20 protein-coding genes are annotated in these 17,043 nt (G+C 65.3%); 5 read left to right on the forward strand and 15 right to left on the reverse strand.

All coding sequences use genetic code 11. The features are described from left to right. Positions 1-2: 2 nt before the first annotated feature. From DCM79_RS16330 to DCM79_RS16340, 3 genes are all read right to left on the reverse strand, one after another. On the reverse strand, positions 3-1,136 hold the full coding sequence (locus DCM79_RS16330; protein ID WP_257175349.1) for a glycosyltransferase family 2 protein: 1,134 nt from the start codon (positions 1,134-1,136) through the stop codon (positions 3-5). A 240-nt stretch (positions 1,137-1,376) separates the two neighbouring features. Beyond that, positions 1,377-1,580: a hypothetical protein gene (locus DCM79_RS16335; protein WP_257175350.1), complete on the reverse strand. Its 204-nt coding sequence runs from the start codon at positions 1,578-1,580 to the stop codon at positions 1,377-1,379. A 71-nt stretch (positions 1,581-1,651) separates the two neighbouring features. Beyond that, positions 1,652-2,032: a hypothetical protein gene (locus DCM79_RS16340; RefSeq protein ID WP_257175351.1), complete on the reverse strand. Its 381-nt coding sequence runs from the start codon at positions 2,030-2,032 to the stop codon at positions 1,652-1,654. 117 nt (positions 2,033-2,149) lie between these two features. On the opposite strand from DCM79_RS16340, the gene DCM79_RS16345 reads away from it, so the two are divergent. Next, positions 2,150-2,971, forward strand: a complete 822-nt coding sequence (locus DCM79_RS16345; RefSeq protein ID WP_257175352.1) for a DUF72 domain-containing protein — start codon at positions 2,150-2,152, stop codon at positions 2,969-2,971. A gap of 164 nt (positions 2,972-3,135) precedes the next feature. Then, on the forward strand, positions 3,136-3,597 hold the full coding sequence (locus tag DCM79_RS16350) for a DUF488 family protein (RefSeq protein WP_257175353.1): 462 nt from the start codon (positions 3,136-3,138) through the stop codon (positions 3,595-3,597). Positions 3,598-3,720: 123 nt separating this feature from the next. Here the strand turns inward: DCM79_RS16350 and DCM79_RS16355 are convergent, their stop codons facing one another. From DCM79_RS16355 to DCM79_RS16380, 6 genes are all read right to left on the reverse strand, one after another. After that, a complete protein-coding gene (locus tag DCM79_RS16355) occupies positions 3,721-4,635 on the reverse strand; it encodes a PhzF family phenazine biosynthesis protein (RefSeq protein ID WP_257175354.1) in 915 nt (304 codons plus the stop codon). Between the two features lie 143 nt (positions 4,636-4,778). After that, the gene (locus tag DCM79_RS16360; protein WP_257175355.1) at positions 4,779-6,086 is read right to left on the reverse strand and encodes an adenylate/guanylate cyclase domain-containing protein; all 1,308 of its coding nucleotides are present in this window, start codon (positions 6,084-6,086) and stop codon (positions 4,779-4,781) included. A gap of 129 nt (positions 6,087-6,215) precedes the next feature. Next, positions 6,216-7,379 carry an ABC transporter permease gene (locus DCM79_RS16365; RefSeq protein ID WP_257175356.1) on the reverse strand — a complete coding sequence of 388 codons (1,164 nt, stop codon included), beginning with the start codon at positions 7,377-7,379 and terminating at the stop codon, positions 6,216-6,218. Next, entirely contained in the window at positions 7,376-8,305 is a 930-nt protein-coding gene (locus DCM79_RS16370; protein ID WP_257175357.1) for an ABC transporter ATP-binding protein, read from the reverse strand. Before DCM79_RS16370 ends, DCM79_RS16365 begins: the two co-directional genes overlap by 4 nt. Further along, positions 8,302-9,090, reverse strand: a complete 789-nt coding sequence (locus DCM79_RS16375; RefSeq protein ID WP_257175358.1) for an HlyD family secretion protein — start codon at positions 9,088-9,090, stop codon at positions 8,302-8,304. The genes DCM79_RS16370 and DCM79_RS16375 overlap by 4 nt, the downstream gene beginning before the upstream one ends. Continuing rightward, positions 9,087-9,773 carry a TetR/AcrR family transcriptional regulator gene (locus DCM79_RS16380; RefSeq protein WP_257175359.1) on the reverse strand — a complete coding sequence of 229 codons (687 nt, stop codon included), beginning with the start codon at positions 9,771-9,773 and terminating at the stop codon, positions 9,087-9,089. Before DCM79_RS16380 ends, DCM79_RS16375 begins: the two co-directional genes overlap by 4 nt. Before the next feature lie 110 nt (positions 9,774-9,883). Between DCM79_RS16380 and DCM79_RS16385 the strand changes: the two genes are divergently transcribed. Genes DCM79_RS16385 through DCM79_RS16395 form a run of 3 tightly spaced genes read left to right on the forward strand, consistent with a single transcriptional unit; the run spans position 9,884 to position 11,106 of the window. After that, positions 9,884-10,219 carry a helix-turn-helix transcriptional regulator gene (locus DCM79_RS16385; RefSeq protein WP_257175360.1) on the forward strand — a complete coding sequence of 112 codons (336 nt, stop codon included), beginning with the start codon at positions 9,884-9,886 and terminating at the stop codon, positions 10,217-10,219. Further along, positions 10,216-10,680, forward strand: coding sequence for an SRPBCC domain-containing protein (locus DCM79_RS16390; RefSeq protein ID WP_257175361.1), 465 nt, complete (start codon positions 10,216-10,218; stop codon positions 10,678-10,680). Before DCM79_RS16385 ends, DCM79_RS16390 begins: the two co-directional genes overlap by 4 nt. 12 nt (positions 10,681-10,692) lie before the next feature. Then, positions 10,693-11,106 carry a GFA family protein gene (locus DCM79_RS16395; RefSeq protein ID WP_257175362.1) on the forward strand — a complete coding sequence of 138 codons (414 nt, stop codon included), beginning with the start codon at positions 10,693-10,695 and terminating at the stop codon, positions 11,104-11,106. Between the two features lie 29 nt (positions 11,107-11,135). Here the strand turns inward: DCM79_RS16395 and DCM79_RS16400 are convergent, their stop codons facing one another. The 6 genes from DCM79_RS16400 to DCM79_RS16425 form a co-directional block, all read right to left on the reverse strand. After that, positions 11,136-12,416 carry an alpha-glucosidase/alpha-galactosidase gene (locus tag DCM79_RS16400; RefSeq protein WP_257175363.1) on the reverse strand — a complete coding sequence of 427 codons (1,281 nt, stop codon included), beginning with the start codon at positions 12,414-12,416 and terminating at the stop codon, positions 11,136-11,138. A 17-nt stretch (positions 12,417-12,433) separates the two neighbouring features. After that, positions 12,434-13,459 (reverse strand): alcohol dehydrogenase AdhP, encoded by a 1,026-nt coding sequence (gene adhP / locus DCM79_RS16405; protein ID WP_257175364.1) that lies wholly within the window; start codon positions 13,457-13,459, stop codon positions 12,434-12,436. A gap of 138 nt (positions 13,460-13,597) precedes the next feature. After that, positions 13,598-14,008 (reverse strand): DUF2000 family protein, encoded by a 411-nt coding sequence (locus tag DCM79_RS16410; protein WP_257175365.1) that lies wholly within the window; start codon positions 14,006-14,008, stop codon positions 13,598-13,600. A 139-nt stretch (positions 14,009-14,147) separates the two neighbouring features. Beyond that, positions 14,148-14,537, reverse strand: coding sequence for a DUF4189 domain-containing protein (locus tag DCM79_RS16415; RefSeq protein WP_257175366.1), 390 nt, complete (start codon positions 14,535-14,537; stop codon positions 14,148-14,150). A gap of 201 nt (positions 14,538-14,738) precedes the next feature. Then, on the reverse strand, positions 14,739-16,343 hold the full coding sequence (locus DCM79_RS16420; RefSeq protein ID WP_257175367.1) for a molybdopterin-binding/glycosyltransferase family 2 protein: 1,605 nt from the start codon (positions 16,341-16,343) through the stop codon (positions 14,739-14,741). After that, complete coding sequence (locus DCM79_RS16425) at positions 16,340-17,041, reverse strand: XdhC family protein (protein WP_257175368.1); 702 nt, start codon at positions 17,039-17,041, stop codon at positions 16,340-16,342. Before DCM79_RS16425 ends, DCM79_RS16420 begins: the two co-directional genes overlap by 4 nt. Positions 17,042-17,043: the final 2 nt, after the last annotated feature.

A 17,043-nucleotide genomic window follows, 5' to 3' on the forward strand; every position in this document is an offset into this window, starting at 1 on the left:
CGCTATTTCTTGCGCCAGACGAACAGTCCGGACATCGCGTAATTCCACACCACGCCCATCAGCGCCCCGGCCATGCCGGCCAGCCACCAGATCGGCTCCTGGTCGTACACCGAGAAGGCGACGCCGACATTGGCGAGCAGGCCGACGCTGCAGACGATATAGAAGGCGATCAGGCCGCGCAGCAGCGCAAATCCCTTTAGCCGCTGGTCGCGATAGGTCAGGAAATTGTTGAGGATGAAATTGCTGGTCATGGCGACGACGGCGCCTGCGGCCTGCGCCTCCGCGAACGGCGCGTTGAACAGGCGAAGCGCGATGAACAGCGTGGCGAGATGCACCACGAGGCCGATGCCGCCGACCATCGCGAACAGGATGAAGCGCAGCGAGACGACGTCGTTGGTCAGCTTGGCGAAGACAAGGCCGAGGAAGTCGAGCGCGACCATGGAATCGAGCTTGCTCTCGCCGTGTTGGCGGGCGCCAAAAGTGTAGGGAATCTCGATTGCCCGTAAGCTGCCATGCGCGGTTGCCACGATGTCGAGCAGGATCTTGAAGCCGTGCACGGACAGTTTTGGCGCGAGCTGCTCGAAGCGGTCGCGGCGGATCATGAAGAAGCCGCTCATGGGGTCGGCGATCTCGACCCGCAGCATCTTCCTTGCGACCTCGGTCGCCAGCGCGCTGGCGCCGGCGCGCTGCTTGTTGAAGCCTTCGCTCTTGTAGCCCTCGATGTAGCGGCTGCCGACCACGAGGTCGGCCTGGTCGCTCGCGAGCAAGAGCAGCATCTTCGGCAGCTGCGTTTCGTCGTGCTGGAGGTCGGCATCGATCACGGCGACAAAGGGCGCGCTGGACGCCAGGATGCCCTCGATGCAGGCGCCCGACAGGCCGCGGCGGCCGATGCGGCGGATACAGCGCACGCGGCTGTCCTGCTGCGCCAGCGCGCGCACGACGTCCCAGGTGCCGTCGGGTGAATTGTCGTCGACGAACACGACCTCCCAGGCGACGTTGGCGAGCGTCGCCTCCAGGCGCCGGTACAGCACCGTGACGTTGTCACACTCGTTGAAGGTCGGGACAATGACCGACAGTTCCGGGCCCTCGTGAGCCTGCTGCGGAATGTCGGAGCCCGGTCTGATCGCTTCGTTCATGACGGCAGCGTATAACTGCCGCATCCTGCGCTGCCAAGCCGGGAGGTCTGTGGGAAAGGCCCCAAAAGGGGGCTCAAAATGCCAACGACCCCGGAACGGCGGGCCGCGCGTACATCCGGCGCAAACCCAAGCTATTCCAAGGTCGTCCCAGCGCCGGAGTTTTCGCTCAACGTCGCCGTTACAGGCAAGATAGGAAGGACAGCACTGCTTCGCAAGGGCCTGAAATCGGAATTTCGAGCCTTATTGGTTCGGCACTTCCCGGATGATCGGGCCGCGCGGGGCGGGCGCGGCGGGGGTTGCGGGTGCCGCGATCGGGGCCGGTTCGGCTTTCGCCGGTTTGGGCGGCTTGCCGTACTGGCCGATCGGCCCGAACACGACGGCAACCGCAAGCACGATAGCGGCAACGATCGCGCCCAAAATGCCCCCCACCGATTCAGACGCCATGGACACCCATCCCTGTTCCAGATGCGGCCTGTGATATCACGGATGCGCGCGGAGCCGGAAGGCCCACGGCCCTACTTCGCCGGTGGCCTGTGCTTGACGAAGGCCGTCACGATGTCCTTCTGCGCGGATTCCACCGCCCTGTTCGCGGTCGCGAGATGGGCGCCGGCATCGATGTCAGGATATTGCGTGGTGAGATAATCGAGCAGCGCCACCCGGTAATATTGCCGCTCCGACCGACAGGCGCCCGCGACCGAGCGGCCAAAATCCTGCTCCGTCATTCCCTGATTGCTGTCGCGCGAATATTCCCGCGCCAGGCAATGCCAGTAATCGTCGCGGCCCTGCTGGGCGAGCTTCTGCCCGCCCTTGTCATCGTCGTCATCCGCCATGACGGGGGACATCATGGCGGCAGATGTCATCATGATCAGCGCCGCTCCGAGCATTGGCATCCGCATCTTGTTCTCCTTGTTCGCAGATCGCACTGCCGAGCTTAGACCGGCGGCGAGAACTGGCCAATCACATCTCGTTTGACTAGGATGACGTCTTCCCTCCCCGTCGGTGCGAGATCCTCCGTGGCCAAAGCAAAAACCGCGTCCAAAAAATCCGGCAACATCTTCATCGGCATCGGCGGCTGGACCTTCGAGCCGTGGCGCGGCGTGTTCTATCCGGAGAAGCTGGCGCAGGCGAAGGAGCTGTCTTATGCCGCCTCGAAGCTGACCTCGATCGAGATCAACGGCACCTATTACGGCTCGCAGAAGCCGGAGAGCTTTCGCAAATGGGCGAGCGAGGTGCCCGAGGATTTCGTGTTCTCGGTGAAGGGTCCGCGCTTTGCCACCAATCGCCGCGTGCTAGCGGAAGCGGGCGATTCCATCAAGCGGTTCTACGATTCCGGCGTGCTGGAACTCGGCGACCATCTTGGGCCGGTGCTGTGGCAGTTCGCGCCGACCAAGAAATTCGACGGCGCCGATTTCGGCAAGTTCCTGGAGCTGCTGCCGCGCAAGCTCGAGGGGCGCGCGCTGCGCCACGTCGTCGAGGTTCGCCACGACAGTTTCTGCACGCCGGATTTCGTGGCGCTGATCCGCGAGTTCGAGACGCCCGTCGTGTTCGCCGAGCACGGCAAATATCCCGCCATCGCCGACGTTGCTGGCGATTTCGTCTATGCCCGGCTTCAGAAAGGCGATGACGAGATCAAGACCTGCTACCCGCCGAAGCAGCTCGATGCCTGGGCCGAACGCTTGCAGGCCTGGGCGTCGGGCGGTGAACCGGACGACCTGCCGAAAGTCGACAAAGCCAAGCCGAAGAAGGAACCGCGCGACGTGTTCGCCTACGTCATCCACGAGGGCAAGGTGCGCGCACCGGCCGGCGCCATGGAATTAATCGCGCGGGTGAGCTGAGGTGGCCCATCGTCCATGTCGGTTGCAGTCAGGAGCACGGAGCCTCCACGCGTCATGGCCGGGCTTGTCCCGGCCATCCACGATCTGCTGTGCGGCGCGAAGAACGTGGATGCCCGGGACAAGCCCGGGCATGACGACCTCCCGTGTGATCGCTTGAGGTACCCATGGCAAAAGCGAAAAAGCTGTTCACCATCGGCTATGAGCAGACGCCGCCCAAGGCGGTGCTGGACGAGCTGGAAGAGGCCGGCGTCAAGCTCGTGGTCGACGTGCGCGCGGTGACGTCGTCGCGCCGGCCCGGCTTTTCCAAAAAGCAGCTTGCGGCAGGGCTCGACGAACGCGGCATCGCCTATGTCCACCTCGCCGCGCTCGGCACGCCCAGGGAAGGCCGCCTCGCCGCCCGCAGCGGACAGTACGACGTGCTCGAGAAGATTTTCTCAAAGCACCTGAAGGCGCCCGAAGCCAGGGAAGCCATGGACGAGCTCTCGGCGCTGGTGAAGAAGGCGGGCCCGGTCTGCCTGCTCTGCTACGAGCGCGACCACATCCATTGCCACCGCCAGATGATCGCGGAGATCATCGAGGAACGCGATGGGGTGACGGTGAAGAATCTGGCGGGACGGCAGGTGTAGCCACACCCGTCATTCCGGGGCGCGCGCAGCGCGAGCCTGGAATCCATTTCTCCACCCGCTCTGCTGCCCGATGGATTCCGGGCTCAGCGCTTCGCGCTGCCCCGGAATGACGAATAGATCGACCTACCCCTCCCCCGCGAGCCTGAACGTTCCTTCCATCATCTGCACGGATTGTCCGCCGACATGGGCGGAGACGATCTTGCCGACCTGCTTGCGCACGCGCGTCAGCAGCAGGCTCGGCCGGCCCATGTCGAAACCCTGGCCGACCGTGAGCTTGAGCTCGCCGTCGCGCACGGGATCGAGATCGGCGAACAGCGCGGCGGCGGCGACGGTCGCGCTGCCGGTGGCGGGGTCTTCGACGAGGCCGCTGGCGCCGCGCATGAACATCCGCGCCTGACGATCGCAGGGCGCCTCCGCCGCAGGCACGTCGCGCGTATAGAACCAAACCGAGCGGGCCCCGTCGCGCGGCAAGACCTTGCCGTAGGCTGCCGCATCCGGCCGCGCGCGCTTCAGCGCCTCGCGCGAATGCAGCTCCATCACCAGAAACGCGTTTCCGACGGTGACGATTTGAGGCTCGTGATTGTCTGTCTTGATGTCGTCCGCGCCGAGCGAGATGCAGCTCGCGGCCTCGGCGGCCGACAGCCGTGAAAGCCGCTCCAGCGGCTGCGGCGCGGTCAGCTCGGTTCTGGTCACCCGGCCCTGCTCTCTCACGACGTCGACGGGCACGAGCCCGGCCTTCTCCTCGAACAGCAGGCGCGGCTTCGGCTCCTTCGCCATCGAGGCGAGCACGAAGGCAGTGCCGACATTGGGATGGCCTGCAAAGGCAATCTCCTGCACCGGCGTGAAGATGCGCACCTGCGCATCATTGGCCTTGTCCCGCGGCGGCAGCACGAAGGTGGTCTCGGAATAGTTGAACTCGGTGGCGATCGCTTGCATCTGCGCCGTCGTCAGCCCGCCGGCGTCGAGCACCACGGCGAGCTGGTTGCCGCCGAAGGCGCGGTCGGTGAACACGTCGACGGTGATGTAGCGGCGCTGCATCGTCACTTCCCCATGCAAGGCGCGGCCAATAGCCGGCCGCATCGCCGGCACTCTACAAGCCGGCGATATCGCTCGTCATGCCCCAAAATTCGGTGCAATCGGAGCAATCGCAATGATGCGTTGGACGTCAGTCAGAAGCAGCGCTAGCCCAGCTGAAACACCGGCACCTTCTGCGCGTAGCCGCGCACCTCGACCTCGCCGAGCGCGACGGCATCGCTGCCGGCCTCGCCCACCGCCTCGCGCACGGTCGCGGAGATCAACAGCTGCGAGCCGAACTCCTTGTTGAGCGCCTCCAGCCGCGAGGCGAAGTTCACGGTGTCGCCGATGACTGTATACTCCTTGCGGCGGGGCGAGCCGATATTGCCGGCGACGACCTCGCCGAAATGAATGCCGATGCCGATGCGCAGCGGCCAGCTGGTCTGCGCGTTGATGAGATCCATCGCTTGCAGCATCTCGCGACCGGCGGCAACCGCCCGCTGAGCGGCGTCGGAGGCCTCCAGCGGCGCGCCGAACAAAGCGAGGAAGCCGTCGCCGAGGAACTTGTTCACGATGCCGCCGTGACGGTCGAGGATGTCGACCAGCACCGCAAAGGCGCCGTCGAGCCGGTCGACCACCTCCTGCGGGCTGCGCGATTGCGCGCCGGCGGTGAAGCCGCGGAAATCAACGAACATCACCGCAACACGGCGGACGTCGCCGCCCCCGCCGGTGCCCGCCGCCATCAGCCTCTCCACCACCTGCGGAGAGACGTGCTGGCCGAACAGGTTCGTCACCCGGTCGCGCGCGGTCGCCGCCGCAATGCTGGCGGCGAACTGGCGGCGCAGCTGGGCGCCGACGGCGCCCGCCAGCACGCCGCAGATCAGGATGACGATGCTGCGCACGGCGTGGAAATAGATCAGCGGTTCGCCGGTGTCGTCGGCCGCGTTGTAGAGCAGCGCGACGGAGAAAAGCCCGGCCGCGGCGACGAAACCCGTGAACGCCGAGAGCCAGAAGTCGAGCCGCAGGGTCGAGAGGATGACGAAGATGAAGTACATCAGCGGCACGGCGAAGCCGATCGCCTGGCTTGCGCCCATGGTCCGGGTCTGCAGGACCAGGATCACTGTGGGTAGCGAGGTCTCGATCAGCGTGCCGATATAGCGCCTGACCACCGGCAGGTCGCGATCGAGCCGGAGGTTCTTCCTGATCTGGGTATGGACCCAGACCTCGAACAGGATGAAGCCGGCCAGCAGGCCGTAGACCTCGAAGATGCCTCTCGTTCCACGCCAGACCCGGTTCACCACGCCGGGGTCGATCAGATAGATCGCGGTGAGCAGCAGCAGCATGACGCAGCCCGTCGCGATCAGCGCCCGCACCCGCAGCAGCTCGGTGCGCAGCACCTCCCGCGTCAGCTCGCGCTCGAAATCCTCCGATAGCACGGCGTGGTGCCGTGTCCTCCTGCTTGCAAACCTGACCATTCCACCCCCTTGTCATTCCGGCGCGCGGCGAAGCCCCGAACCCGGAATCTCGAGATTCTCAGGTGCGCAATTGCGTACCATAGTTCGATGCCAGCGCATCGCCCCGGAATGACGTCGAGACAGTCTGCCTCAATCCAGCGTGCGGCGGAAGCGCGTCACGGCGATGGTCATGGCGAGCAGCATCAAGGCCGCCAGCGCCAGCGTGTCGAAATGCAGATTCTGCATGGTCGCGCCCTTCAGCATGATGGCGCGGACGATGCGCAGATAATGGGTGAGCGGCAGGCATTCGCCGAGATATCGCGCCCAGGCCGGCATGCCCGCGAACGGGAACATGAAGCCGGACAGCAATATGCTCGGCAGAAAGAACATGAACGACATCTGTATCGCCTGCAGCTGATTCTGCGCGATGGTGGAGAACGTATAGCCAATCGCGAGATTTGCGGCGATGAAGAGGGTCGAGAGTGCCGCCAGCAGGAGTAGATTGCCGAGCACCGGCACACCGAACAGGAACACTCCGATATTGACGATCAGGAAGGCTTGAATGAAGCCGACCAGGATGTAGGGAATGATCTTGCCGAGCATGACCTCGACCGGCTTGATCGGCATCGACAGCAGGCTTTCCATGGTGCCGCGTTCAATCTCGCGTGTCACCGACAGCGCCGTGAAGATCAGCATGGTCATGGTAAGGATGGTGCCGACCAGTCCCGGCACGATGTTGAGCCGCGATTCCGCAGCCGGATTGTAGCGTGCATGTGCCCGGATCTCGAACGGCAGCGCCGGCGCATCGCCGATATGGAGATCGTGCCGGAGAGCGGTCTGCACGAGCATCCCGAGCGAGCCGAGTGCGGAGCTTGCGGCGACCGGGTCGGTGGCGTCGGCGGCGACCAGCAGCGCCGGCTTGTCGCCACGCCGCACCGCCCGTTCGAAGCCGCGCGGGATTTCGACGCCGAACAGCACCTTGCCGGACTTCAGCAAATTGTCGAAATCATCCACGTCGTGCACTTCGTAGACGAAGCGGAAATAGGCGGTATTCTCCAGCGCTTTCAGGACCGAGCGGGCGAGATCGGATTCCTCCTGAATGAGCACCGCGCTCGGCAGATGGTGCGGCGTGGTGTTGATGGCATAGCCGAACAACAGAAGCTGCATCACCGGGATCGCCACGATCATGGCGAACGAGACGCGATCCCGCCGAAGCTGAATGAACTCCTTCGCCATCATGGCATAGGTGCGGCGCCAGAAGCCGAAGCGGTCGCGGATGTCGGGTTCGGGCCCGGTTGCCTGGATGGTGCTCATTGGAAATTGTCCCTTGAGCGGTTCATCAGTTCGATGAAGACATCTTCCAGCGATGGATGCGATTTCTGCCAGTGCAGGCCACTCTTCTCGCGCCACGGCGCGACGCTGGCCTCGAGCGCGGCAACGTCGCGGCCGGACACGTGCAGCGAGGTGCCGAACGGCGCCACCATGTCCACCCCGGGTTTGCCCTCGAGCTCGGCCGCGAGGCCGCCGAGCTCGCCGGTGACGGTGTAGGTCGTCAGCGCGGACTTCGCGATCACCTCCTCCACCGTACCGCGGGCCAGCAGGTGGCCGTAGGCGATGTAGGCGATCTCGTGGCAGCGCTCGGCCTCGTCCATGTAATGGGTCGAGACCAGCACGGTGAGGCCCTCGGCGGCCAGCGCGTGGATCTCGTTCCAGAAGTCGCGCCGCGCCTTGGGGTCAACGCCGGCGGTGGGCTCGTCGAGCAGCAATAATTGTGGATTGGGCAGCGTGCAGGCTCCGAGCGCCAGCCGCTGTTTCCAGCCGCCGGAGAGTTCGCCCGCAAGCTGCCCCTCGCGCCCCGAGAGCCCGAGCCGCTTGACCATGTCGCGTGCGGCGCCGCGCGGGTCAGCCAGGCCATAGAGGCGCGCGACGAATTCCAGGTTCTCGCGCACCGAGAGATCCTGGTACAGGCTGAAGCGCTGGGTCATGTAGCCGACCTGGCGCTTGATCTTCTCGGAATCGCGGCGGATATCGTAGCCGAGACAGGTGCCCTCGCCGCTGTCGGGCGTGAGCAGCCCGCAGAGGATGCGGATGGTCGTGGTCTTTCCCGAGCCGTTCGGCCCGAGGAATCCGTAAATCGAGCCGCGCCTCACCTGCATCGACAGATCGTGCACGACCTCGCGGCCGCCGAACGATTTGCTCAGGCCCTTGACGTCGATCGCGATGCCGTTGCCGCCGTTCATCGCTTGTCCGCCACCGGAGTCCTGGGGTTGAGATAGACGTCGATCGGCTGGCCGACCCGCAGCGCGTCGGGGCGCGAGGGCCGCGCCTGGATCAGATAGACCAGCTTGCTGCGCTCATCGAGGCTGTAAATGACAGGCGGGGTGTATTCGGCCGAGGTCGCGATGAAATAGATCTTTGCGGTGAGATCGGCCGCACAATTGTCGCAGGAGACGCGCACCGTATCGCCGATCGCAAGCTTCGGCAGCGCCGTCTCCGGCACGAAGAAGCGCAGCTTCATGTTGCCGGGCGGCATGATCGACAGCACCGGCCGCTGCGCCGCCACCATCTCCCCCTCGCGGAAATAGATCTGCTGGATGGTGCCGGCAACGGGCGCAAAGCCCTTGCGCCGCGCCATCCGCGTTTCCGACGTCGCCACCCGCGCTTCTGCGACACGCAATGCGGACACGGCGGAGTCGAGATTGGCCTGCGTGCCCGACCCGGTCTTGCTCAGCGAGGCCGCGCGATCATAGGTCTGCTGCGCGTTCGCCAGCGTCGCCTTTTGCTGGTTGAGATCGGCGCGCTGGAGATCGTCGTCGACGGAATAGAGGGCGTCGCCGACCTTGACCTCGTCGCCCTCGCGGACATCGAGCTTCGTCACCCGCCCCGCTTCGTCCGGACTGACGAAGATCATGTCGGCCTCGACCCAGCCCTGGAAGCCGGGATCGCGCTTCTCGTTGCACCCGGCGAGCACGGTTGCGAGCACAATAGCCAATGCAATACTGAAAAGTGCGTGCGACGACCTCATGTCGTCCTCCGTTCGCCAAAGATCAAATCGAGATGGACGCGCAGCATGTCCTGCGCGTCGAGCGGCGCATGCCGCGCAAACAGGCTCTGCCAGATCACCGCGATCATCGCCGGCGCGACCAGGATCTGCGGATAGCGCGCGAGATCCTGCTGGCGGATCTCGCCGCGGGCGATGCCGAGCTCGATCAGCCCGCGCATGGCGGCGATGCCGCGCGAGACGACCTCGCGGTAGTAGAAGTCGGCGACGGCCGGAAAGCGCGGCCCCTCCGCAACGATCAGCCGCACCAGATCGCCGCGCCTGGTGCCGATGACCTCTTTCAGGAAGTTGCCGGCAAAGGCCTCGATGAGATCGCGCACCGAGCCCGTCGGCGGCGGCAGCGCGGTCAGCCGCGCCACGACCGGCACGATCACGACGCGCACCAGCTCCTCGAACATCGATTCCTTGTCCTTGAAGTGCAGATAGATCGTGCCCTTGGCAACACCGGCGCGCTTGGCGATGTCGTCGAGCCGCGTCGCGGCAAAGCCGCGGGCGATGAACTCCTCCATCGCCGCCTCGACGATCGCGGCGCGCCGCTCAGCCGCGCGCGTGGCGCGGTTCGAGGCGGGCAGCTCTCCGCGGGTCGCGGACGAATGGTCTTCACCTGCAGGAGACGGTTTGGCGGACTTGGTCGACTTCTTCATCATGCGATGATTTATGACTGACTAGTCAGTCATAGTCAAGCCAAGAACTGCTTGAGCTCAGGGATCAATGAATTAGTATTGACTAATGAATTAGTACATACTAATTGAATCCCATGAGCGAAGCTGCCCCAACCCCCGTCACCACCGTAATGCGCGCCCTCGCCGATCCAACGCGGCGGGCCGTGTTCGAGCGCGTGTTCGAGAGCAAGGAGATCAGCGTCGCCGAACTGACGCGGGGCAGCGGCGTGACCCAGGGCGCGGTCTCGCAGCACCTGAAGTCGCTGAAGCAGGCGGGTCTCGTCGCCGAGCGCGCCGAGGGTCGCAACGTCTATTACCGCGCCGCGCCGCAGGGGCTCGAGCCGCTGGTCACCTGGATGGACCACTACGGCGTGTTCTGGCGCGAGCGTTTCCAGAACCTGCGTGACCTGTTGAAGGAGATCGATCCGTGAGTGCAGTTGCTTCCAAGGTCCAGACCCAGGACATCGTCATCGACGAGGTCTTCCCGCACGCGGCCGCGACGATCTGGAAGGCGCTGACCAGCGCCCAGTTGATCGCGCGCTGGCTGATGCCGCCGACCGGTTTCGAGGCCGTCGTGGGCAACACCTTCACCTTCAAGACCAATCCGGCCGGTGCGTGGGACGGCACGATCCATTGCCGCGTTCTGGAGGTCGTGCCGAACCAGCGCCTGGCCTACGCCTGGACGGGCGGCGACGAGAGCAATACCGGTTACGGCTCGGCGCTCGACACCGTCGTCACCTGGTCGCTCACACCGGTCGAGGCAGGCACGCGCGTGCGTGTGGTGCATTCGGGCTTCGTGACGCCGAAGAACGATACCGCTTATCGCAACATGAGCGACGGCTGGGTCAAGGTGCTGCAGCGGCTCGACGCCATCTCCGGCGAAGACGAGTAAGGACGCATCATCATGGACAAGCCCTATACCGGCGGCTGCGCCTGCGGCGCGATCCGCTATTCGATTCCGGGTGAGCCCCTGTTCAGCAATCATTGTCAGTGCCGGGACTGCCAGCGGGAAAGCGGCAGCGGCCATGGCTCCTACGCAACGTTCGCGCGGGCCGGCGTCACGCTCACCGGCGATGCCGGGCATTGGGACATGGTCGCCGACAACGGCAATGTGAAGACGCGCGGCTTCTGCCCGCAATGCGGCGTGGCCGTCTATATGACCTTCGCGGCACAGCCCGATGTCTTCACGATCCGCGCCGGAAGCCTCGACGAGCCCGCCCGCTACAAGCCGCAGGTGGTCACCTTCGCCGCGCGCGGTCACGGCTGGGATTGTCTTGACTCCGACCTGACGAAATTTGCCGGCATGCCGCCGGCGTGAGATTGGGCGCGCCGAGACTGGTCGGCGGCTCAAATGCACGCCCGGATATAAGGCCGGTTGATCTCCCACAGCTCATCAAGCAGGCCCCGCGCCGCCTCCTCGGATTGGATGACGGGATCGAGCAGCAACGCCTGCAGCGCGATCTCCTTCGAGGCATGCATCGCCGCTTCCACAGCCATCTGCTGAACCTGAACCTGGACCGTCATCAGCTTGGCCACGGCGTCGGGCAACGGCCCGAGCGAGACCGGGTGGATGCCTGCGATATCTGCCACCACCGGCACCTCGACCGCGGCATCGGCCGGCAGGTTCGGGATCACCTGTTGATTGTAGATGACGGCGGACTCGATGAGTTGCTTCCGGTTATGAACGATGGCGGCGATGATGCTGGTCGCACGCTCCCCTGAGGGCGCCGACCACCAATCCGGGACCTCGGCCTGGCCTGCGAGCACATCGTCGATCAGCCGCGTCAACTTCGCGCGTTCGCTCTCGTCCCAGTCGTAATTGTAGCCGCCCTCGCCGGCCTCCCAGCCGAACGAGAGATACTCACCAACGTGACCGTCGCCGCAGCCGAGCCAGTAGCCGAAGGCATGCAACAACTTGCGCGTCAGCGGTGAGAAGGTGGGATCGAAATCCCTCTCCCTCTCGCGCAACAGCGGATAGAGATCCTCACCCGTCTCGCGATCCCGAATTTCGGTCAGGCACTGGAAATGATTGAGGCCTGCACCCCACACATCCACCTGCTCTTTTCGCATCCCCAGAATTCGGGCGACATTCTCGCGGGCAAGAAATATTCCGTGGCAGAGGCCGAGGCTGCGAATCTTGCTGTACCGGCCCAGCGCCAGGATGATGCGGCTCTCCGGATTGGAGAAGTTGATGAAGGTCGCGCGCGGACAGCGGAGCTCCATCTCACGCACGAAGTCGAACACCACCGGCAAGGTGCGCAGCGTAAAGAACAGACCGCCGGGCCCTCCGTTCTCGCCCAGAGTATGACGGACGCCAAACTTGCGCGGAATCTCGAAATCCAGCCGCCACAGCCGGTTACGATCGATCGCGGTGGAATGCACGACGAACTCAGCACCGTCGAGCGCGGCGTGCCAATCCGTCGTGGCCTCGATGGCATAGCCGGCGCCGGATCTCTCGTTGAGCAGCTTCGCGAGCTGCGTCGACCGGCTGAGCCGGTCGACGTTACGCCCGACCAGAGTCAGTGTTGAACCTGAGAGATCGCGGGTCGAGAACAGGTCCCGGAACATGCTCATCCCGAAGGATGCGCTGCTGGCGCCGAGAAAGACGATCTTCGTTGGCCGGGTCACGCTCTGCTCGCCGCGCGTTAGCCGAAGTCGAGCACCATGCGGCCGTCGATCTTGCCGGCCTTCATCCGCTCGAAGACGTCGTTGATCTGCGCAAGCGGCACCTTGGTCACTTCGGCCTTAACCTTGCCGTCCGCTGCGAATGCGACGGCCTCATCCAGGTCGCGCCGCGTGCCGACGATGGAGCCGCGCACCGTGATGCGCTTGAGCACGACCTCGAAGATCGGCGTCGGAAATTCGCCCGGCGGCAAGCCGACGAGACTGACGGTGCCCTTGCGGCGCACCATCTTCAGCGCCTGGCCGAAGGCGGCGGTCGAGACCGCCGTCACCAGCACGCCGTGCGCCCCGCCGCCGGTCGCCGTCAGCACCTTGTCCACCGCGCCGTCCGCGAGCGCATTGACCGCGAGATCGGCGCCGGTCTCGCGCGCCAGCGCGAGCTTGTCCTCGGCGATGTCGACGGCGGCGACCTTGAGCCCCATTGCCTTGGCGTACTGGATCGCGACATGACCAAGCCCGCCGACGCCTGAGATCACTACCCACTCGCCAGGCCTGGCCTCCGTCTCCTTCAGGCCCTTGTAGGTGGTGACGCCGGCGCACAGGATCGGCGCGATGGCGGCGAAATCGACACTCGCCGGCAGCTTTGCCGCAAAGGCAGCCGAGGCGACGACATATTCGGCGAAGCCGCCGTTGACGCTGTAGCCGGTGTTGTGCTGGTGCTCGCACAGGGTCTCCCAGCCGGTCTCGCAATATTCGCAGGCCATGCAGGCATCATGCAGCCAGGCGACGCCGACGGCGTCCCCCACCTTCAGATTTTTCACGCCGGCCCCGAGCGCGGCGACGATGCCGGCAGCCTCGTGGCCGGGAATGAAGGGCGGAACCGGCTTCACGGGCCAGTCCCCGGAGGCCGCATGCAGATCGGTGTGACAGACGCCGCAGGCCTTGACCTTGACCAGAACCTCGCCGGGACCGGGCTGCGGCACCGGCACGTCCTCGATCACCAATGGCTTGCCGAATTGCTTGACGATTGCGGCTTTCATGGTCGGCATCTGCGGCTCCTCTGCGGGTGGTGATGCAGACTAGCAATGCCGCTCAGCGCCCCTTTGACGGGGGTCAAACTGCGCAAACTTTGCGCAAGGCAGCCCCGATCATGACACCGCGATGACGCTGCGCGGAATCTCGACCTGTCAGCTATGGAACTTGAGGCCGTCGAGGATCTTGTCGACCACCTTGCGATCGGCCCGCATGGCGATGCCGACGAGATTGAGATCGTTGCGCGCCACCGCCCTTACCGCCTCGCGATTGGCGGCATCGTGCGTAGTGCTGAACATGTCCTCGGTATAGACCGCCGGCTTGACGTTGCGCGCGAGCGCACGCTCCAGCGCGCGCGACAACGCCGGCCCGTCGGCGCCGTAGATCAGGATCGGCTGACCGATCAGCGCATGATATTGCGTGCCTGATGCGTCCTCATAGGCTTCGCCGATGCATTCGGGAAAGGCCGCGGCGATGCCGCTGGTGAGAAAGGAGGCGACGTTGAGCTTCTGCCAGACCTGAAGATCGGTGCGGATCACGACGGCGATCTTGGTATCGAACTGCATGCAATTCCTCGATTGTCATTCCGGACGAGCCACCTGGCGCGAGCGGAATCCATTCGTCCACCTACTCCGTAGCACGATGGATTCCGGGCTTCGATGCTACGCATCGCCCCGGAATGACGGCAAGCTAAATCAACCCTCATCAACCCTTGGCGTCGCAGGCCCAGGCGCGGATCACGCATTCCTTGCCGCCGTATTTGTAGCATTCGCGCGTGGCGGCGTTGAGCGAGGCGGAAATCTTCGGCTTGACGGCGTAGCCGTAGGCGCCGCAGGGGTTGGCGAGGTCAATCGACATGGCCGCGCAGGCGTGCTTCATCGTCACGGTGGTGCAATCGCCCTTGCACTGCTTCTGCGCCGCGGCGCGCGCTTCGTGCTCGTGACCGTAATCGAAGGCCTGGCCATAGGCGCCGCATTTGCCGACCGCAAACGCACCGGCGGCGCGGGCTTCACTGATATAGAGGGCGCCCGTGACGGCAACCGACAAGACAAAGCAAAACATCGCGCAACGGCGCGCGACGACGTTCGAAGCCATGGAAATCCCCTCCCCCCAAGGCAGGTGCGGCTGACTCTAAGCCGCGGTCGTTTCCAGATGGTGAACGGGTGGTTGAATTCGCCAGGCTTGGAGGATGCCGTAGTCCCGTAGGGCGGATTAGCGAAGCGTAATCCGCCTCTTTTGTTTCCGCGGAGAAACACAGGGCGGATTACGCCTTCGGCTAATCCGCCCTACGCACCTTCATCCGCGCCGGGCCGCTTCAAGCGCCTGCGGCGTGTCGATGTCGAGGAAGGCGCTCTCGCCATCGACGGGCACTTCGGCGACCGCCTCGGCATGCTTGGCGATCAGATGGCGCGCGCCGACGTCGCCGTCGAGCGTCATCAGCTCTTTGAAGAAGCGGCGCGACCACAGCACGGGATTGCCGCGGCGGCCTTCGCTGACTGGCACGACGATGAGATTGCCGCGGTCGGGCGCAAAACTTTCGATGAGACGATCGATCAGGCCGGCATCGATCAGCGGCATGTCGCCGAGACACACCACGGCGCCGTCGCAGGCCTCCGGCACGGCGGCGATGCCGGCCTTGACTGAGCTGGCGATGCCACCTGCGAATTCCGCATTGCGGACGAACCGCACCTTCAAGCCTTGCAGGGCCTGCTCGACCAGCTCGGCCTGATGTCCGGTGACGACGATCACCTCGGAGGCTTTCGAGGCCAGCGCCTGCTCGGTCGCGAGGCGCACCAGCTTCTTGCCATCGAGCTCGGCGAGCAGCTTGTTGGGTCCGCCCATGCGGGTGGAGCGGCCGGCCGCGAGCACGATCGCCGCAACCTGGCTGTTGCTCTCGATCTCGGGTTTGGCGCGCGGCTGCGGCCGCGTGACGATCTCCATCAGCAGGCCGCCGACGCCCATGCCCATCAGCTCGGAGCGAGTCACCTTGATGCCGGCGAGGAGCCGCATCAAGACCCAGTCGAACCCGTTCTCGACCGGCGAGCGCGCACAGCCCGGCGCGCCCAGCACCGGCACGTCACCGGCGCGCGCGATCAGCAGGAGATTGCCGGGATCGACCGGCATGCCGAAATGCTCGATCGCGCCGCCGATCGCGGTGACGGCCGCGGGGATGACGTCGCGGCGATCGGCGATCGCGGACGCCCCGAACACGATGACGAGCTCGGCCCCGAGCCCGAGCAATTCCTTGATCGCCGCCGACAGCTCGCGTTCCTCGTGCGGGACACGGCGCTCGGCGATGATGCTGGCACCCGCGGGCGCGAGCCGCTCGGCGGTGACCCGCAGCGTCTTGTCGATCACCTTGGAGGACAGGCCCGGCAGCAGCGTGGAGACGACGCCGACGCGCTGGATCACGTAAGGCGCGATCTTCAGCACATCCTTGCCCGCCGCTTTCACCGCGGCATCGCGCAAGCTTCCGGCGACGCCGAACGGGATGATCTTGACGGTGCCGACCATCTCGCCCTCGACCACCGGCTTGTAGGCGGAGAGCGTCGCAAAGGTGATGGCCTCGTCGATATTGTTGATGCGGTCGACTGCGGCGCGGTCGATCACCAGCACGCCCGGACGCGCGGCGAACAGGTTGGCGCGGCCGGTGAAGGCGCGCTCGACATGAATGCCCTCGCCGCCGACGGCGAGCGCGATGCTGGCGGCCGCGACGTCCTCGGAGACGTCGCCCGCCTCCATGCGCACCACGACGATGTCCTTGATGCCGGCGCGCTCCAGCGCCTCGACCTCGGCGGGGCCGATCGTCGTGCCCTTCTTAAGCACCAGCGGGCCCTGGCGCAGGGTATGGACGGTTACTCCGCCGATCGCATCCCTGGGGCTCGCCGGGCCGAATTTCATGCCGCTTCTTCTTTTTCTTTCGGAGGCAGCCGAAGCACCGCCGTGATCTCCGCCATGATCGCGACCGCGATCTCGGAGGGAGAGACCGCCCCGATCGCAAGCCCGATCGGCGCGTGGATACGCGCGATGTCGCTTTCCTTCGCGCCCTGCGCCCGCAGCCGGTCGGCCCGCTTGGCGTGCGTCTTCCGCGAGCCGAGCGCACCGATATAGAAGCAGCCGCGCTCGAAGGCATGCAGCAGCGCGGGATCGTCGATCTTGGGATCGTGCGTCACCGCGACGAAAGCGGTATAGGCATCGACATTGAGCGGCGGCAGCGCGGTGTCAGGCCATTCGGCCACCAGCGGAATATCGGGGAAGCGCTCGGGGCTGGCAAAGGCCGTGCGCGGATCCACCACCGTGACGTCGTAGCCGAGCGAGCGCGCCAGCGGCGCCAGGGCCTGGCTGATGTGCACCGCGCCGACGATGACGAGCTTTGCAGTCGGCGCGTAGACGTTGAGGAACAGCTTCTTGCCGCCAGCTTCGACGCTGGCGCTCTTGCCCATGCGAAGCTGCTTCTCCAGCTCGCTGCGCAGCGGATCCTTGGCAAAATCCTTCGCCTTCACCAGGCGCTGCTCGCCGCTCTCGGTGTCCGTCACCAGGATCGCCGGCCGGCGCGCGGCACGCTCGGCATTGAGTTCGTGCAGGATCTCGAGCTTCACGG

It is taken from the genome of Bradyrhizobium sp. WBOS07 (assembly GCF_024585165.1).
GTDB classification, from domain to species: Bacteria; Pseudomonadota; Alphaproteobacteria; order Rhizobiales; family Xanthobacteraceae; genus Bradyrhizobium; species Bradyrhizobium japonicum_B.

Excerpts from the sequence above, each read along its gene's own strand:
- adhP (WP_257175364.1), bottom strand. The coding sequence starts at position 13,459 with ATGCCGACCATGAAAGCCGCAATCGTCAAGCAATTCGGCAAGCCATTG.
- DCM79_RS16385 (WP_257175360.1), top strand. The coding sequence starts at position 9,884 with ATGAGCGAAGCTGCCCCAACCCCCGTCACCACCGTAATGCGCGCCCTC.
- DCM79_RS16420 (WP_257175367.1), bottom strand. The coding sequence starts at position 16,343 with ATGAAATTCGGCCCGGCGAGCCCCAGGGATGCGATCGGCGGAGTAACC.
- DCM79_RS16350 (WP_257175353.1), top strand. The coding sequence starts at position 3,136 with ATGGCAAAAGCGAAAAAGCTGTTCACCATCGGCTATGAGCAGACGCCG.
- DCM79_RS16415 (WP_257175366.1), bottom strand. The coding sequence starts at position 14,537 with ATGGCTTCGAACGTCGTCGCGCGCCGTTGCGCGATGTTTTGCTTTGTC.
- DCM79_RS16335 (WP_257175350.1), bottom strand. The coding sequence starts at position 1,580 with ATGGCGTCTGAATCGGTGGGGGGCATTTTGGGCGCGATCGTTGCCGCT.
- DCM79_RS16410 (WP_257175365.1), bottom strand. The coding sequence starts at position 14,008 with ATGCAGTTCGATACCAAGATCGCCGTCGTGATCCGCACCGATCTTCAG.
- DCM79_RS16370 (WP_257175357.1), bottom strand. The coding sequence starts at position 8,305 with ATGAACGGCGGCAACGGCATCGCGATCGACGTCAAGGGCCTGAGCAAA.
- DCM79_RS16330 (WP_257175349.1), bottom strand. The coding sequence starts at position 1,136 with ATGAACGAAGCGATCAGACCGGGCTCCGACATTCCGCAGCAGGCTCAC.
- DCM79_RS16360 (WP_257175355.1), bottom strand. The coding sequence starts at position 6,086 with ATGGTCAGGTTTGCAAGCAGGAGGACACGGCACCACGCCGTGCTATCG.
- DCM79_RS16340 (WP_257175351.1), bottom strand. The coding sequence starts at position 2,032 with ATGCGGATGCCAATGCTCGGAGCGGCGCTGATCATGATGACATCTGCC.
- DCM79_RS16375 (WP_257175358.1), bottom strand. The coding sequence starts at position 9,090 with ATGAGGTCGTCGCACGCACTTTTCAGTATTGCATTGGCTATTGTGCTC.
- DCM79_RS16395 (WP_257175362.1), top strand. The coding sequence starts at position 10,693 with ATGGACAAGCCCTATACCGGCGGCTGCGCCTGCGGCGCGATCCGCTAT.
- DCM79_RS16355 (WP_257175354.1), bottom strand. The coding sequence starts at position 4,635 with ATGCAGCGCCGCTACATCACCGTCGACGTGTTCACCGACCGCGCCTTC.
- DCM79_RS16380 (WP_257175359.1), bottom strand. The coding sequence starts at position 9,773 with ATGATGAAGAAGTCGACCAAGTCCGCCAAACCGTCTCCTGCAGGTGAA.
- DCM79_RS16365 (WP_257175356.1), bottom strand. The coding sequence starts at position 7,379 with ATGAGCACCATCCAGGCAACCGGGCCCGAACCCGACATCCGCGACCGC.